This window comes from Streptomyces sp. HD (genome assembly GCF_028369295.1).
GTDB lineage: Bacteria > Actinomycetota > Actinomycetes > Streptomycetales > Streptomycetaceae > Streptomyces.
The window spans coordinates 37,459-53,811 of the sequence record NZ_JAQMYP010000012.1 but is presented as its reverse complement, the minus strand read 5'-3'; the positions used below and the strand labels follow the sequence as shown (position 1 = coordinate 53,811).

Sequence of the window (16,353 nt, the reverse complement as noted above, 5' to 3'; positions counted from 1 at the left end):
ACTCAAGCAGCCACAGGAATAAGCCACTTGAGGTAGTGCACGCGGTGTAGCGCATCAACTGTTCCTGTTCTACGTTCCTCCCGTCGCCGCATGGACGGGAGGACCACCCGGTGCGTACCGCGAACCCCCGAACCATCCTCATCTGGACGCTCGTCGCGCTCGTCGGCGCGACCGGCTGGACCGTGCTCGCACTCTCGCGCGGCGAGGACGTCTCGGCCGCCTGGATGGTCGCGGCCGCCCTCGGCTCGTACGCCATCGCCTACCGCTTCTACGCCAAGTTCATCGCGTACAAGGTCCTGAAGGTCGACAGGACCAGGGCCACCCCGGCCGAACGCCTCAACAACGGCATCGACTTCCATCCCACCGACCGCCGAGTCCTCCTCGGCCACCACTTCGCGGCGATCGCGGGTGCCGGACCGCTGGTCGGGCCGGTCCTGGCGGCGCAGATGGGCTATCTCCCGGGCACCATCTGGATCATCGTGGGCGTCATCTTCGCGGGCGCGGTCCAGGACATGGTGGTGCTGTTCTTCTCCACCCGCCGCGACGGACGCTCCCTCGGCCAGATGGCGCGCGAGGAGATCGGGCCGTTCGGCGGCGCGGCGGCGCTGATCGCCGCCTTCGCCATCATGATCATCCTGCTCGGGGTACTGGCGCTGGTGATCGTCAACGCCCTCGCACAGTCCCCGTGGGGCACCTTCTCCATCGCGATGACGATCCCGATCGCCCTGCTGATGGGCTTCTATCTGCGGGTGCTGCGCCCCGGCCGGGTCAGCGAGGTGTCGCTGATCGGCGTCGCGCTGCTGCTGCTCGCCCTGGTCGCGGGCCGCTGGGTCGCCGAGTCGTCGTGGGCCGACACCTTCACCCTGGCGCCCTCGACGCTGGTCGTCTGGCTGGTGGCGTACGGCTTCATCGCCTCGATCCTGCCGGTGTGGATGCTGCTGGCGCCGCGCGACTACCTGTCGACGTTCATGAAGATCGGCACGATCGCGCTGCTCGCCCTCGGCGTCGTCATCGCGCTGCCGACGTTGAAGATGGACGCGGTGACGGACTTCGCCTCGCGCGGCAACGGCCCGGTCTTCGCGGGCTCCCTGTTCCCCTTCGTGTTCATCACCATCGCCTGCGGCGCCCTGTCCGGCTTCCACTCGCTCATCTCGTCGGGCACGACGCCGAAGATGATCCAGAAGGAGACGCAGGTCCGGATGATCGGCTACGGCTCCATGCTGATGGAGTCGTCGGTCGCCGTGATGGCACTGGTGGCGGCGAGCATCATCGACCCGGGCCTGTACTTCGCGATGAACGCGCCCGCCGGGGTCATCGGGAACACCGTGCAGAACGCCTCGCAGGTGGTGGGGAGTTGGGGTTACCAGATCTCCCCCGAGGCGCTGGCGCGGGCGGCGGAGAACGTCCAGGAGGCGTCCCTGCTCTCCCGGACGGGCGGCGCCCCCACCCTCGCGGTCGGCGTCTCGGAGATCTTCTCGCAGGTCACCGGCGGCGGCCTGCGCGCCTTCTGGTACCACTTCGCCATCATGTTCGAGGCGCTGTTCATCCTGACCGCCCTGGACGCCGGCACCCGCGTGGGCCGGTTCATGCTCCAGGACACGCTCGGCAACCTCTACCGGCCGTTCAGGAACGTCAGCTGGAAGCCCGGCCTGGTCATCACCAGCGCGGCGGTGTGCGGCCTGTGGGGGTACTTCCTGTGGGTGGGCGTCCACGAGCCCCTCGGCGGCATCAACCAGCTGTTCCCGATCTTCGGCATCTCGAACCAGCTGCTCGCGGCGGTCGCCCTCGCCGTCTGTACGACCCTGCTGGTGAAGTCGGGCCGCCTCAAGTGGGCCTGGATCACCGGGATTCCGCTCGCCTGGGACGCCGTTGTGACGCTCACCGCGAGCTGGCAGAAGGTGTTCTCCAGCGACCCCAAGGTCGGCTTCCTCAAGCAGCGCCAGGTCTTCCAGGACGCCATCGACCGCGGCGAGGTCCTGCCGCCCGCCAAGACCATGGACGACATGCACACCGTGGTCACCAACTCCACGGTGGACGGCGTCCTCTCGGCGGTCCTCGCGCTCCTGATCGTCGTCGTGATCGCCGACGCGGCCCGTGTCTGCGTCCGGCACATCCGCCGCCCGGCCCTGTCCACGCTCAGCGAGGCGCCGTACGTCGAGTCGAGGATCACCGCTCCGGCCGGGCTGTTCCCGACGAAGGACGAGAAGGAGGAGGAGCGCCGTGCGGTCGCTTCGGCGGGTACCGGGTCTTCGACGGGTCCTCAGTAGTGTGCGCTGGTACGTGCGGGAGCTGACCGACGAGTCGGCGTACGACCGCTATGTCGCGCATGTACGGCAAGAGCACCCGGACGCGAACGTGCCCTCCCGGCGCGACTTCGAACGGATGCGGACGGACCGTCAGGAGGCGGATCCACGCCAGGGGTTCCGCTGCTGCTGAAGGCACGTCTGCCGTACACACCAATCCTCCACATCCGATATGCGGACAGGGGCTTCCGCATTCGTTGCACCGTCACCTACATTGCCTGCGCGTTTCAGGTGATCAGTGAGGGGACGGAGCCGTCAGATGTCAGATGCCTCGGAAGTGAACAGAGCGCCGGTGGTGACGCCCGTGCGGGTCGTCATCGCGCTCTGCCTGGTGGCGCCCTTCGTGGCGATGCTGTGGGTCGGTTCGTACGCCAAGACCGACCCGGCGCTCGGCGGCATCCCGTTCTTCTACTGGTACCAGATGCTGTGGGTCCTCATCTCCACGCTGCTCACGATGGCCGCGTACAAGCTGTGGCAGCGTGACCAGCGTGCCCGCGCCGCACAGAAGGGCGGTGCGTCGGAATGAAGGACGGCGTGAACGGCGTGGCACTCGCCGTCTTCATCTTCTTCTTCCTGGCCGTCACGGTCATGGGCTTCCTGGCCGCGCGCTGGCGCAAGGCCGAGAACGAGCACAGCCTCGACGAATGGGGCCTGGGCGGCCGGTCGTTCGGCACCTGGGTCACCTGGTTCCTGCTCGGCGGCGACCTGTACACGGCGTACACCTTCGTGGCGGTCCCGGCGGCGATCTACGCGGCCGGCGCGGCGGGCTTCTTCGCGGTGCCGTACACGATCCTCGTCTACCCGCTGATCTTCACGTTCCTGCCCCGGCTGTGGTCGGTGTCCCACAAGCACGGCTATGTGACGACCTCGGACTTCGTGCGCGGGCGCTTCGGCTCGAAGGGGCTGTCGCTGGCGGTGGCCGTCACCGGCCTGCTGGCGACCATGCCGTACATCGCGCTCCAGCTGGTCGGCATCCAGGCGGTGCTGGACGTGATGGGTGTCGGCGGCGGCGAGAACACCAACTGGTTCATCAAGGACCTTCCCCTGCTCATCGCCTTCGGCGTGCTCGCGGCGTACACCTACTCCTCGGGCCTGCGTGCCCCCGCGCTGATCGCGTTCGTCAAGGACACGCTGATCTACGTCGTCATCGCGGTGGCGATCATCTACATCCCGATCAAGCTGGGCGGGTTCGACGAGATCTTCACCGCGGCGAGCGAGAAGTACACGAAGGCCGGCGCGGGCGGCCTGGTCCCGCCGGAGGCGGGCCAGTGGACGTACGCCACGCTGGCGTTGGGCTCCGCGCTCGCGCTCTTCATGTACCCGCACTCGATCACGGCGACGCTGTCCTCGCGCAGCCGTGAGGTGATCCGCCGCAACACCACGATCCTGCCGCTGTACTCCCTGATGCTGGGCCTGCTGGCCCTGCTGGGCTTCATGGCGATCGCGGCCGGAGTCCAGGCCACCAACCCCCAGCTGGCGATCCCGCAGCTCTTCGAGGACATGTTCCCGGCCTGGTTCGCGGGCGTCGCCTTCGCGGCGATCGGCATCGGTGCGCTCGTCCCGGCGGCCATCATGTCCATCGCGGCGGCGAACCTCTTCACCCGCAACATCTACAAGGACTTCATCAAGCCCGACGCGACACCCGCGCAGGAGACCAAGGTCTCCAAGCTGGTCTCGCTGCTGGTGAAGGTGGGCGCCCTGATCTTCGTCCTGACCATGGACAAGACGGTCGCGATCAACTTCCAGCTGCTGGGCGGCATCTGGATCCTGCAGACCTTCCCGGCCCTGGTCGGCGGCCTGTTCACCCGCTGGTTCCATCGCTGGGCCCTGCTGGCCGGCTGGGCCGTCGGCATGATCTACGGCACGGTCGCCGCGTACGGCGTCGCCTCTCCGACGCAGAAGCACTTCGGCGGCTCCGCGAAGGAGATCCCGGGCATCGGGGAGATCGGCTACATCGGCCTCACCGCGTTCGTGCTCAATGTCGTGGTCACCGTGGTCCTGACCTTCGTCCTCAAGGCGCTGAAGGCCCCCGAGGGCATCGACGAGACGAAGCCCGAGGACTACACGGCGGACGCGGGCGATCCGGGAGTGAAGACGGAACTTCCGGTGGCTGCCCACTAGTTCGTCGCACCGGTTCATCGCGCCGGTTCGTCGCGTCGAGCCGAGTCACCCGCTCACCGGCCGGGCGTACCGCACTAGGGTGTTTTGAAAGTCCCGTGCGGTGCCCGCGCCCGCCGCGGCAGCGGCTGGTGTCACAGCCGGTGCGTGCCCTCGGCGTGCCGGACGAAGGCCCTCGTAGCGGAGCTACTGGGGCCTTTGGCCGGTGCGGCGAGTGGGGGCACCTCCCACGCCCTTAAGGCAGTGGGGGAGCGTGCCGGGCGCCGTGGGTGCTGTGCGGGACTTTCAAAACAGCCCCTAGCTGCGTGTACGTCCGGCCATCTCGTGCCAGAAGTCGTCGAGTTCCCGGGCGCGCATGCTGACCCAGTGCGGGGTCCCTCCGCGCAGGTGGCGGCGTACCCGGCCGGGCAGCAGGGCCTGTTGCTGGCGGCAGAACGGCTCGCGGATCTCCCCGCGCGGTACGCAGCCCCGGGGCGGATACGGACAGAGCTGGAACTTGCAGTCGGGCAGGCAGGTGGCGCCCGGTGTGGGCGGGTCCGAGACGCCGACCCGCAGGTCGGGGCGGAGCGGGCCGCGGTCGCTGCGCAGGCACGGCGGGAGCGGCATCCCGGGCTGCTCGGCACGGGCCATCCGCTCCTCGACCTCGTCCGGGTGCCCGTCCCGTTCGATGAGGTTCAGCATCACCAGCACATCGGCGACCAGGCGCTGGGCGCGTGCGTCGAGGGTGCTCCAGCCGACCGAGGGCGGGATCCACAGGCTGTGCTTGCGGTATCCCTCGGGGTTGCCGGTGCGCGCGCCGATGTTGTCGGCCACGCCCGTCTCGTCGATCCACAGGAACCGTTCGGGCTGCCCGGTCTCCAGCGCGAGGGTCACCAGGTCGCCCGCCTCGGCGACGAAGGGATGCAGGGACGGCCGGGGCGAGTCGCCGTTCGCACCGGGAGAGCCGGGCGCCCCGCTGCCGGTTCCGGCCATCGACAGCCAGCGCTCCACGGTCTGTACGGCCGTCGCCCCGCCCAGCTTCCGGGACCGCTCGTGGCCGCCGTCGGGGTCGTCCCGGCCCACCACCTCGTGCGGGTCCCGCTCATGGGCGCCCACGCTGTCCGGGAGCTCCCACAGACACAGGGCCTGCAACAGGACGAGTTGCGAGTACCAGCAGCGGGACTGCTGGAGCACGGTCTCGGCCTGCCGGATCAGGTCGGCGCGACCGCCCGGGTAGACCTGCGGGTGCCGTTTGCGCCGGTTGGCCGCGTACTTGAAGCCCTGGGCCAGTGCGGCCTCCAGGGCGAGCGGCAGGTCGGGGACGCCGCCGGTGGCCTTCGGGTCGAGGTGCTGCAGCCACAGGGTGAGGCGTTCGCGGGCCTCGTCGCGGTGGGCGTCGTCGACGGAGCCCAGCAGCATGGGGATCATCCAGGCCCGCATCACGAACTCCCGGGACAGATCGACCCGTTTCCTCCGGTACTCCTGGTTGACCTTGCGCCGGTCCTGCTGGAGCCGGCCGATACGGTCGGCGGTGGCCCGTGACGGCGCGCCGGCGGCCCTCGCCCGGCCCATGTGCTCGGCCCACTTGGCGTACTCCTTCTGCTTCCAGGCCTTCAGCTCGCCGAGCCGGTCTTCGTACTCCTCCACGGGATCGGTGTTGAGTCCGACCCGCCCGCGGATCACGGCGAACGCCGCGTTACCCCCGGTGCCGAACTCCTGGGCGGCGGCGAGCCGGATGGAGTGGGAGGGGTCCTGGATGCCGATCTCGAAGAACTGGTCGTACAGCGGGGTGGAGTCGATCCGGTGCGAGACCCTCCGCAGCGCGGCGCCGAGTTGCTTGAGCAGTCTCAGTTTCGCGTCCTCAAGGGTGCGCCGGTCGCCCCGGAAACCGGCCCAGCTCGTACGCACCCTGTCGACGATGACGCCGAGCAGTCTGGGGTTCTCCTCCACGCTCTCGATCTCCACGGCGGCCGAGTACAGATCGAGGGCCTTCGGGTCGTCGGTACGGCGGTTGGCGGCCCGGCAGAGCCGGTGGGCCAGGGTGTGGCCCCGCACGGGTGAGCGGCGGACCAGGTCCTCGATCTCCTTCTTCGCCTCGGCTCGGACCCCGCCCCCGGGAGCCCTGCGCTCCGCCGCCTTGCGACGGGACAACAGCACCAGCGCGATCAGCAGTTCACGGCTGGGCCCGGGCGGTTGCAGCGAATGTTCGACGAGCTCGCCGGCGCCCCGCTCGCCGAGGTGGTTCAGGACGCGGTAGCCGAAGTAGGCCTGGATGATGCTGTGCGGGAAGCGGACCCGCCGCTCGAAGCCCTCCACCAGTCCCAGCTTGTCCGCGTTGCTGGCGAAGCGGGCGAGGGCGGCGCGGCACTGGTCCATGTTGCCCCCGTGCAGCCGCTTCCTCTCCTCGTCGCCGAGCCGCTCAAGGAGCACGTCCCAGATCTGCTGCCGGTGCCACTCGGAGAAGTCGTTCCCGCGTCTGCCGTACCGGTCGAAGCCCCGCCGGCCGGCCCACAGGTGCTCGGCCCGGGCCTGTGCGCGCCGGGCCGGGCCGGGGTGGACGTCCGTGTCGAGCAGTTCCCCGAAGCCGACCTCCAGCTTGTCCTGGAGCAGGCCGACGCAGGCCAGGGCGGAGACCACTTCGAGGGTGTCGCGGCGTGCCTGCGGGGACAGCGCGACGCCCTCGCGCAGCCGGCCCTCGCACAGCGCCTCGTCCCAGGTCTCCAGCAGCCACAGGCGCAGCGTGCCGCGGTCCCGGCTGCGGGTGTTCATGTGCTGTGGATCGTTGTCCGGCCGGTCGTGCTCCAGGGCTCCGTGGCGGTGCAGTTCGCGGGCGATCTGGAGGTAGACGGGCGACTCGGTCACCTCGGCCGTCTCCACGATCCAGTCCACGCGGCGCTCGTCCGTCTCCGGGACGTGCGCCTGGACGAAACGCAGGGCCTCCTCCTCACCGAGCGGTTCCAGCTCCACGATCGCGGCGGAGGTGCTCTCCAGCGGGCTGTGCGGCCGGGAGGCGATGACGAGGGGCAGCTTCTCCTCGTGGGCGCGCTCGATGGCCCGCCGGATGATGTTGTCCCGGTTCTGCTGGAGGCCGTCGCCGAGGAGGGCCTCCTCCAGTCCGTCGGCGATGACGACCGGCTTGTCGTCGGCGAGCAGTTGCTGCCAGACCCGCTCGGTCTTGCTGCGGGCGAGGATGCCCCGGGGTGCCTCCTCGGCGAACCGCTCCCTCGCCATGCGTTCGAAGTTCAGGTCGTTTCCGCCGGTCGCGTCCCGCAGCCGGATCGGCACGGGCACGGCGTTCTGCTCGGCCAGCAGTTCGGTGAGCCGTACCAGTACGGCGGTCTTGCCCACGCCGACGCCGCCGACCAGCAGATAGGGCCGGCGGGTGTCGCGCTCCCGCAGCCGCTCGGCGATGACCTGGGCGATCTCCTCCCGGCCCACGATCTCGGCGGTGTCCGATCCGGCGGTGAGCACCAGCCGGTGCGGGTCCTCGCGGGCCTTCGCGAGGTAGCGCCGCTTGGTCCATCGGTACCACCAGAACAGAAACAGCGTGGCGGCGATCGACGCGGTGAGCACCGGGCCGACGAAGCGCATGACGGTGTCGAAGCCCAGGTTCCCGTCCCGCCACCGCTCGAAGGGGGTCGTGTCCTGCGTGATCAGGATGTACACGCCCTCCGCGATCCAGGCCAGCAACGCCAGCGCGGCGACGATCCAGATGGCCCGGGTGACGTTGGTGTAGGAGAGCCCACGGCGCCATTTCCTGGGGCGGGTGGTGCCGCGTCGGGCCTCCGTGCGGATCGCCCGTGTGTGCCGGCGGCCCTCGAACCCGCGCCCGGCCCAGCTCGTCATCGTGCGTCTCCTTCCGAGAGGGGCTCTCGAAACGGAGGGACCACGGGCGCCGGCACCTACCTCCATGGAAGCACTCCCGCAACGCCCCGCAACCCGGCGGCCCCCTGCGAAAACCCCAGGCCCTCGGTCCTGCCCTTCCGGCAGACTCGGGGCCATGGACCTCGTGATCCGGCAGGCGGAACCCGGCGAATACGACACCCTCGGCGACATCACCGCCCGGGCCTACCTCCAGGACGGCCTCCTCGACTTCGGCGAGAGCGACGAGTACCTCGGCGAGCTCAGGGACGTGGCGAAGCGTGCGGCCGCCGCCGAGGTGCTGGTGGCCGTCGAGGACGACCGGCTGCTGGGCGGCGTGACCTTCGTGCCGAGCGGCGGGCCCATGGCCGACATAGCCGGCTCCCAAGAGGCCGAGATCCGGATGCTCGCCGTCGACCGCACGGCCCGCGGGCGCGGCGCCGGCGAGGCCCTGGTGCGCGCCTGCGTCGACCGGGCGAGGGCCACGGAGGGCTGCGTACGCATCGTCCTGTCGACCCAGCGCACCATGCACGGCGCGCACCGCATCTACGAACGTCTGGGCTTCGTTCGTACACCCGACCGCGACTGGAATCCGCTCCCGCAGCTGGACGACATCACTCTCCTCACCTACGAGTTGACGCTCTGAAACCAGCGCGACACAACATCTGGGGGTGGCGTGGCGGGTGAGCACAAGATGTATGCTCGTCCTCGCTGTCGCCGCAGGGGAATCCGGTGCGAATCCGGAACTGTCCCGCAACGGTGTACTTGTGCATGTCTGTTCCCAGAAGCGTGCACAGGAGTCAGTCCGAGGACCTGTCGACAGCGCGCCCGGCCGACCGGCCGGTGCGCCCTGACGTCCGGGCCTCGTGGAATGGGCCGGTGGACGCGACGCCCCGTGCGCTCGTGTGCTGCCCCCTGCCCTCCGCAAGGCCCCCGTGCCGAGCGAGGGAGAGCCCCCACGTGACCATCGCGCCAGCAGACCCGGCTTCAGCCGTCCCGATCGTCGCCCCCGACGAGGACGCCCCCGGAACTGCCTTGCTGCGGACCCTCACCGAGCTGACCGCCGACCTCCCCGACGCCGACGCCGGCCGGGTCGCCGCCGCCGCGTTGCGCGGCCGGTCCGCCCGGGCCGACGAGGCGGAGCTGCGCGAGCTGGCCACCGAGGCGGCCGCCGGTCTCATCTCCGAGGACCCCGCCTACAGCAGGCTGGCCGCCCGGCTGCTGACCATCTCCATCGCCGCCGAGGCCGCCTCGCAGGGCGTGACGTCCTTCACCGAGTCGGTCGCCGTAGGCCACCGCGAGGGCCTGATCGCCGACCGCACCGCCGACTTCGCGCGTCTGCACGCGGCCCGCCTCGACGCCCTGGTCGACACCGGCGCCGACGACCGCTTCGGCTACTTCGGCCTGCGCACCCTGCACAGCCGGTACCTCCTGCGGCACCCCCTCACCCGCAAGGTGATCGAGACGCCCCAGCACTTCATGCTGCGCGTCGCCGCGGGCCTCGCCGAGGACGACACGACCCGGTCGGTGGACGAAGTCGCCGCGCTCTACGGGCTCATGAGCCGCCTCGACTACCTCCCCTCCTCCCCCACCCTCTTCAACTCCGGCACCCGGCACCCCCAGATGTCGTCCTGCTACCTCCTGGACTCCCCCCTGGACGAGCTGGACTCCATCTACGACCGCTACCACCAGGTCGCCCGCCTCTCGAAGCACGCCGGCGGCATCGGTCTTTCGTACTCGCGCATCCGCAGCCGCGGTTCGCTGATCCGGGGCACCAACGGGCACTCCAACGGCATCGTCCCGTTCCTGAAGACCCTCGACGCCTCCGTCGCCGCGGTGAACCAGGGCGGCCGGCGCAAGGGTGCTGCCGCGGTGTACCTGGAGACCTGGCACTCCGACATCGAGGAGTTCCTGGAGCTGCGGGACAACACCGGTGAGGACGCCCGGCGTACGCACAACCTGAACCTCGCGCACTGGATCCCGGACGAGTTCATGCGCCGGGTCAACGCCGACGAGCTGTGGAGCCTCTTCTCCCCGTCGGACGTGCCCGAGCTGGTCGACCTGTGGGGCGAGGAGTTCGACGCGGCGTACCGGAAGGCCGAGGCCGCCGGGCTCGCGAAGAAGGCCATCCCGGCCCGTGACCTGTACGGCCGCATGATGCGCACCCTCGCGCAGACCGGCAACGGCTGGATGACCTTCAAGGACGCCGCCAACCGCACCGCCAACCAGACGGCGCTGCCGGGCCATGTCGTGCACTCCTCCAACCTCTGCACGGAGATCCTGGAGGTCACCGACGACGGGGAGACGGCGGTCTGCAACCTGGGCTCGGTCAACCTGGGCGCCTTTGTCGACATGGCGACCGGTGACATCGACTGGGAGCGGCTGGACGCCACCGTCCGCACGGCCGTCACCTTCCTGGACCGTGTCGTCGACATCAACTTCTACCCGACCGAGCAGGCGGGCCGCTCCAACGCCAAGTGGCGGCCGGTGGGCCTGGGCGCGATGGGCCTCCAGGACGTCTTCTTCAAGCTGCGGCTGCCCTTCGACTCGGCCGAGGCGAAGGCGCTCTCCACGCGTATCGCCGAGCGCATCATGCTCGCCGCGTACGAGGCGTCCGCCGACCTCGCCGAGCGGGGCGGCCCACTGCCGGCCTGGGAGAAGACCCGTACCGCCCAGGGCGTGCTGCACCCCGACCACTACGACGTCGAGCTGACCTGGCCGGAGCGCTGGGCCGCGCTGCGCAGCCGTATCGCCACGACCGGTCTGCGCAACTCCCTGCTGCTCGCCATCGCGCCGACCGCCACCATCGCGTCCATCGCCGGTGTCTACGAGTGCATCGAGCCGCAGGTCTCCAACCTGTTCAAGCGCGAGACGCTGTCCGGCGAGTTCCTCCAGGTCAACTCCTACCTGGTCGACGAGCTGAAGGCGCTCGGCGTCTGGGACGCCCGCACCCGTGAGGCGCTGCGCGAGGCCAACGGCTCGGTGCAGGACTTCGCCTGGATCCCGGCGGACGTACGGGCCCTGTACCGCACGGCGTGGGAGATCCCGCAGCGCGGGCTCATCGACATGGCCGCCGCCCGGACCCCGTTCCTGGACCAGTCGCAGTCCCTGAACCTCTTCCTGGAGACGCCGACCATCGGCAAGCTCTCCTCGATGTACGCGTACGCCTGGAAGTCGGGCCTGAAGACGACGTACTACCTGCGCTCACGCCCGGCGACCCGCATCGCCCGCGCCGCCCAGGGCCAGAGCGCCCAGCCCGAGAAGACCATCCCCGTCCAGCAGGTCGCCGAGCCCGACGCCGTCGCCTGCTCCCTGGAAAACCCCGAGTCCTGCGAGGCCTGCCAGTAATGAGTACCCGTAACGCCAACCTTCTCGACCCGGGCTTCGAACTGACCCTGCGTCCCATGCGCTACCCGGACTTCTACGAGCGCTACCGGGACGCCATCAAGAACACCTGGACCGTGGAGGAGGTCGACCTCCACTCGGACGTCGCCGATCTCGCGAAGCTGTCCGAGGGTGAGCAGCACATGATCGGCCGGCTGGTCGCGTTCTTCGCTACGGGCGACTCGATCGTGGCGAACAACCTGGTGCTCACGCTGTACAAGCACATCAACTCCCCGGAGGCGCGCCTGTACCTGTCGCGCCAGCTCTTCGAGGAGGCCGTGCACGTCCAGTTCTATCTGACGCTGCTGGACACCTACCTCCCCGACCCGGAGGACAGGGCGGCCGCCTTCGACGCCGTCGAGAACATCCCCTCGATCCGCGAGAAGGCCGAGTTCTGCTTCAAGTGGATCAACGAGGTCGAGAAGCTGGAGAGCCTGCAGACCAAGGCCGACCGGCGTCGCTTCCTGCTGAACCTGATCTGCTTCGCCGCGTGCATCGAGGGCCTGTTCTTCTACGGTGCCTTCGCGTACGTCTACTGGTTCCGCAGCCGGGGTCTGCTGCACGGTCTGGCCACCGGCACCAACTGGGTGTTCCGCGACGAGACGATGCACATGTCCTTCGCGTTCGACGTGGTCGACACCGTCCGCAAGGAGGAGCCGGAGCTCTTCGACGACCAGCTCCAGGAGCAGGTCACCGACATGCTGAAGGAGGCCGTCGAGGCCGAGCTGCAGTTCGCGCGCGACCTGTGCGGTGACGGCCTCCCGGGCATGAACACCGACTCGATGCGGCAGTACCTGGAGTGTGTCGCCGACCAGCGCCTGACGCGCCTCGGCTTCGCTCCGGTGTACGGCTCCGAGAACCCCTTCAGCTTCATGGAGCTGCAGGGTGTTCAGGAGCTCACCAACTTCTTCGAGCGGCGTCCGTCGGCGTACCAGGTGGCGGTGGAGGGCACCGTCGACCTGGACGAGGACTTCTGAGCCTCGCTCTCGTCGCGTTCCTGGGCCTCCCTGATCTGACGGTCGATGCGCCGGTCGTGCACGATCCCGATCACTGACGGGAGGACCAGGAGGACGAACATGCCGAGCACGGCGACCATGGCGAGCAGTGTCTGGGTCTGTTCTGCAGTCATGACACCACTGTCGCGCCGGACACTCCTTACGAACAGTGGCAGGACTGCCGCACACCCTCGATTTACTGCCAGCCGCGAGGCACACTGGCAGCATGCTGAGAAACGTGGCCGCCGTACTCCTGGACGGTGTGCACCCCTTTGAACTGGGCGTCGTCTGCGAGGTCTTCGGGCTCGACCGCAGTGACGAGGGGCTGCCCACCTACGACTTCGCCGTCGCCTCGGCCGAGGGACCGGCACTGGGCACGCATGTCGGCGGACTCACCGTCTCCACGCCGCACGGCCTGGAGCGGCTGGAGGAGGCCGACCTGATCGCCGTGCCGGCCGGGGACGGCTACATCACCCGCGCCTATCCGCCCGAGCTGCTGGACGCCCTGGTCAGGGCCGTGGACCGGGGTGCGCGAGTGCTCAGCGTCTGCTCCGGCGTGTTCGTGCTGGGCGCGGCCGGACTGCTCGACGGGCGGCGGTGCAGCGTGCACTGGCGGCAGGCCGGGGAACTGTCCCGACGGCACCCGAAGGCGATCGTCGAGCCGGACGTGCTCTACGTCGACGAGGGGCCGGTGATCACCAGCGCCGGCACCGCCGCCGGCATCGACGCCTGTCTGCACATCGTGCGGCAGGAGCAGGGGCCCGAGGTGGCCAACAAGATCGCCCGGCGCATGGTGGTGCCGCCGCACCGGGACGGCGGGCAGGCGCAGTACATCGAGCGCCCGCTGCCCCGCTCCCAGTGCGACACGGTCGGCGAGGTGCTGGCGTGGATGGAGCAGCACCTCGACGAGGAGGTCACCGTCGAGCAGCTCGCCGAGCGCGCGCACATGTCCCCGCGCACCTTCGCCCGCCGCTTCCAGCAGGAGACCGGCACGACTCCCTACCGCTGGATCCTGCGCCAACGAGTGCTGCTGGCACAGGAGTTGCTGGAGGCGACGGACGAGACGGTGGACACGATCGCCGGTCGAACAGGGTTCGGCACGGCGGCCGCACTGCGCCACCAGTTCGTCCGCGCACTGGGCACGACCCCGAACACCTACCGCCGCACGTTCCAGGGCCCGACCGCCGCGTAGCCGATCACCGGCGGCCAGGCCCTCGTCGTCTAGGGCCGGGCCACCGGCCGCAGCAGCAGTGTGTGCGGGTGCAGGGTGATGCCCACCCGGGTGGTGTCGTTCGAGGCGGGCACCTGCTCGAAGCGGTAGCGGGCGGACAGGGCCGCCGTGATCAGTGTCAGCATCGCCATGGAGAAGTGGTCGCTCGGACACTTGCGGTTGCCGACGCCGAACGGGCTCATGGCGTATTTCGGTACGTCCTTGACGCGTTCCGGAAGCCAGCGGTCGGGGTCGAAGTCAAGGTTGCGTGCATACGACTTCGGGTCGCGTTGGATCGCGTAGGGGCTGTAGACGATGTCGGACCCGGCCGGAATGCGATAGCCACCGAGTGACGTATCGGTCACCGCCCGCCGGGTCAGAATCCAGATCGCGGGGCGCAAACGGATCGCCTCCACGATGACATTGTTGGTGTGCCGCAGCCCGCGGACGTCCTCGAATGCCACGGGCCGCCCACCGGTGACTGATTCGACCTCCGTGCGTACCTTGTCTGCGTGTTCCGGGTGTTCCGCGAGTACATGGAGCAGCCACAAGATCGTGGAGGCCACGGTTTCGGTTCCGGCGGTGAATATCGCGACGACCTGATCGTGGATCTCCTGCTCCCCGATGGGGTCGCCATTCTCGTCCTTCGCCTCCAGCAATGCCGTCAGCAAATCGTCCGGCCTTTGACCGGATGCGCGGCGTTCGGCGACGACCTCGTCGACCAGGAGATGAAAATCGGCCAGAGCTCCGTTGAATGCACGGTTGGCCGGGAGCGGCAGGTTGTAAAGCGGCCCGAGCGGGATCACCATCCGTCGGTACATGCCGCGGAAGAGGGTGTCCAGCGCCGCGCACAGCCGGTCGGCCCGCTCGTCCATGTACGCGCCGCGCAGCAGACAGCGGGCGACGATCCGCACGGCGATCCGGAAGGACTCGGCGGTGCAGTCGATGGTCTCGCCGGGCTGCCAGCGCTCGGCCAGCCCATGCGCCTCCTCCTCCATGATCGGCCCGTACCCGGGGATCGCGTCGAGCCGGAAGGCGGGCTGGATGGTGCGCCGCTGACGGCGGTGGCGTGGGCCGTTGGCAGTGGCCACGCCCTCCTTCCCGAGCAAGCTTTCCAGGGACTCCCACAGCGGCCCGGCGATCTCGAAGTCGGTACTCAGCGCCAGCGCGCCGGTGAGGTCCGGCGTGGTGACGGCGTACACCGTCTTCGGCCCGAGCTTGATCCGTACGACGTCACCGTGTTCCCGCAGCGCGGCCATGAAGGCCAGCGGATCGCGGACCATCTTCCAGCCGTGACCGAGAAGCGGAACCGCTCCGCCCGCGAGGGGCGGCTCACGCAGCTCCGTGGCCGTACCGGGTCGGTCCTGCGGCCTTACGGACTCGACGCTCATTTCTCACCTGCCGCTTCGTTGTCGACGTACGGGGGCGTGGACCGGTCCTCCCAGCTGTCGACCCGGTATCGGCCGGACTCGTGGTGGAACCAGTAGACCGAGCTGAACCAGTTGCGCATATTGGTGACGCAGGCCCGGACGGCGGCACTGAGTTCCTTTCCCCACAGCGTGCCGTCGGACAGGGAGTCGGCGAATTCCAGGGCCACCTGCTCGGCCAGAAGGAAATCGGATATGCAGCCCTCGACCCGTTGTCTGACTTCCGTCACCGCTTCTTCCAGGGACAGCCCTTTGTGGGTGATGAGACTGATCCCGAGATTGTGTACGTCATCGCCCGCTATTTCCTTCGGGAATGAGCACAGATCGTTGTACCAGGCGGCGAATTCCTGACTCAGCAACGCCGGCCGCCGATATGCCGGATGTTTTCGTACGCGGTCCGGGAGGGCCAGCCCCGCGCTCAGCTCAAGCAGATCGGTCCATATCCAGTGCGCGAAGGTGAGCCGGCGCAGTGCGAGGTATTCCTCGACGGTGGGGATGATTCCCTCGGTACGGTTGCGGAATTCCCGGTCGTACGCCTCGATGACCGTGTGGAAGTGGCGGGCGAACCGGGCCCTCCAGGTGCGGGGCAGGAACGAGTACAGCCGCACCAGACTGTCCGCGAACCCCGCGACCAGCGGATCTCCGTGGTGCAGATGCTCCACGGGGGAGTCGAGGGCCGCGTGCAGGCGGAACCTCAGCCGCCGCCAGGCGGCAGGGCGGTAGTGGACGATGTCGCGGTCGTGCCGGTCGTCCCAGACGAAGAACCACGCGCTGAAGTCCGCAATCGCCTGGAGCACCTCCTCGGGGGCGCCAATGTAGTACCCCGCCATGAGGTCGGTGTAGCAAAGTCCGTCGGCATATTCTTCGACCTTGTCGGCCGGCATCAGCCGCTTTTCAAGGAGCCAGGTGCGGGTCTTGTCCTGGAGCCGGGGCCAATACGGATGGAGTTGCCTGGGAAACGCTGTTTCGATCACCGGGAGAGAGAGCGATGGTGGGACCGGGACCGCCGTCGGTGTCGACGTGGTGCTGTGTGAGAAAGCATGCACGGACAAACCCCTCTCAGCCGCCAGTTGTGC

At 69.1% G+C, this 16,353-nt stretch carries 12 protein-coding genes and 1 riboswitch; of the genes, 8 read left to right on the top strand and 4 right to left on the bottom strand.

Features of this window, described 5'->3' with window-relative positions:
* Positions 1 to 110: 110 nt before the first annotated feature.
* From POF73_RS14215 to mctP, 4 genes are all read left to right on the top strand, one after another.
* Positions 111 to 2,267 (top strand): carbon starvation CstA family protein, encoded by a 2,157-nt coding sequence (locus POF73_RS14215; protein WP_272115085.1) that lies wholly within the window; start codon positions 111 to 113, stop codon positions 2,265 to 2,267.
* On the top strand, positions 2,221 to 2,436 hold the full coding sequence (locus POF73_RS14210) for a YbdD/YjiX family protein (RefSeq protein WP_272115083.1): 216 nt from the start codon (positions 2,221 to 2,223) through the stop codon (positions 2,434 to 2,436). Before POF73_RS14215 ends, POF73_RS14210 begins: the two co-directional genes overlap by 47 nt.
* A gap of 126 nt (positions 2,437 to 2,562) precedes the next feature.
* Positions 2,563 to 2,829 (top strand): DUF3311 domain-containing protein, encoded by a 267-nt coding sequence (locus POF73_RS14205; protein WP_272115082.1) that lies wholly within the window; start codon positions 2,563 to 2,565, stop codon positions 2,827 to 2,829.
* Complete coding sequence (gene mctP, locus POF73_RS14200; protein WP_272115081.1) at positions 2,826 to 4,424, top strand: monocarboxylate uptake permease MctP; 1,599 nt, start codon at positions 2,826 to 2,828, stop codon at positions 4,422 to 4,424. The genes POF73_RS14205 and mctP overlap by 4 nt, the downstream gene beginning before the upstream one ends.
* A gap of 294 nt (positions 4,425 to 4,718) precedes the next feature.
* Here the strand turns inward: mctP and POF73_RS14195 are convergent, their stop codons facing one another.
* Positions 4,719 to 8,246 (bottom strand): ATP-binding protein, encoded by a 3,528-nt coding sequence (locus POF73_RS14195; protein WP_272115080.1) that lies wholly within the window; start codon positions 8,244 to 8,246, stop codon positions 4,719 to 4,721.
* 154 nt (positions 8,247 to 8,400) lie between these two features.
* On the opposite strand from POF73_RS14195, the gene POF73_RS14190 reads away from it, so the two are divergent.
* From POF73_RS14190 to POF73_RS14180, 3 genes are all read left to right on the top strand, one after another.
* Positions 8,401 to 8,907, top strand: coding sequence for a GNAT family N-acetyltransferase (locus POF73_RS14190; RefSeq protein WP_272115078.1), 507 nt, complete (start codon positions 8,401 to 8,403; stop codon positions 8,905 to 8,907).
* A gap of 52 nt (positions 8,908 to 8,959) precedes the next feature.
* A riboswitch (cobalamin riboswitch) is annotated at positions 8,960 to 9,096 on the top strand.
* Positions 9,097 to 9,221: 125 nt separating this feature from the next.
* Positions 9,222 to 11,609, top strand: a complete 2,388-nt coding sequence (locus POF73_RS14185) for a ribonucleoside-diphosphate reductase subunit alpha (RefSeq protein ID WP_272115077.1) — start codon at positions 9,222 to 9,224, stop codon at positions 11,607 to 11,609.
* Positions 11,609 to 12,622 (top strand): ribonucleotide-diphosphate reductase subunit beta, encoded by a 1,014-nt coding sequence (locus tag POF73_RS14180; RefSeq protein WP_272115076.1) that lies wholly within the window; start codon positions 11,609 to 11,611, stop codon positions 12,620 to 12,622. Before POF73_RS14185 ends, POF73_RS14180 begins: the two co-directional genes overlap by 1 nt.
* Here POF73_RS14180 and POF73_RS14175 read toward each other — a convergent pair.
* Positions 12,535 to 12,774 carry a hypothetical protein gene (locus tag POF73_RS14175; protein WP_272115075.1) on the bottom strand — a complete coding sequence of 80 codons (240 nt, stop codon included), beginning with the start codon at positions 12,772 to 12,774 and terminating at the stop codon, positions 12,535 to 12,537. The genes POF73_RS14180 and POF73_RS14175 overlap by 88 nt on opposite strands.
* Before the next feature lie 92 nt (positions 12,775 to 12,866).
* On the opposite strand from POF73_RS14175, the gene POF73_RS14170 reads away from it, so the two are divergent.
* Entirely contained in the window at positions 12,867 to 13,832 is a 966-nt protein-coding gene (locus tag POF73_RS14170) for a helix-turn-helix domain-containing protein (RefSeq protein WP_272115073.1), read from the top strand.
* 29 nt (positions 13,833 to 13,861) lie between these two features.
* On the opposite strand, the gene POF73_RS14165 is transcribed toward POF73_RS14170, so the two are convergent.
* Together POF73_RS14165 and cyc1 are read right to left on the bottom strand one after the other, a co-directional pair.
* Positions 13,862 to 15,241 carry a bifunctional albaflavenone monooxygenase/terpene synthase gene (locus POF73_RS14165; protein WP_272115072.1) on the bottom strand — a complete coding sequence of 460 codons (1,380 nt, stop codon included), beginning with the start codon at positions 15,239 to 15,241 and terminating at the stop codon, positions 13,862 to 13,864.
* Entirely contained in the window at positions 15,238 to 16,323 is a 1,086-nt protein-coding gene (cyc1, locus tag POF73_RS14160; RefSeq protein WP_272115221.1) for an epi-isozizaene synthase, read from the bottom strand. The genes POF73_RS14165 and cyc1 overlap by 4 nt, the downstream gene beginning before the upstream one ends.
* Positions 16,324 to 16,353 lie beyond the last annotated feature (30 nt).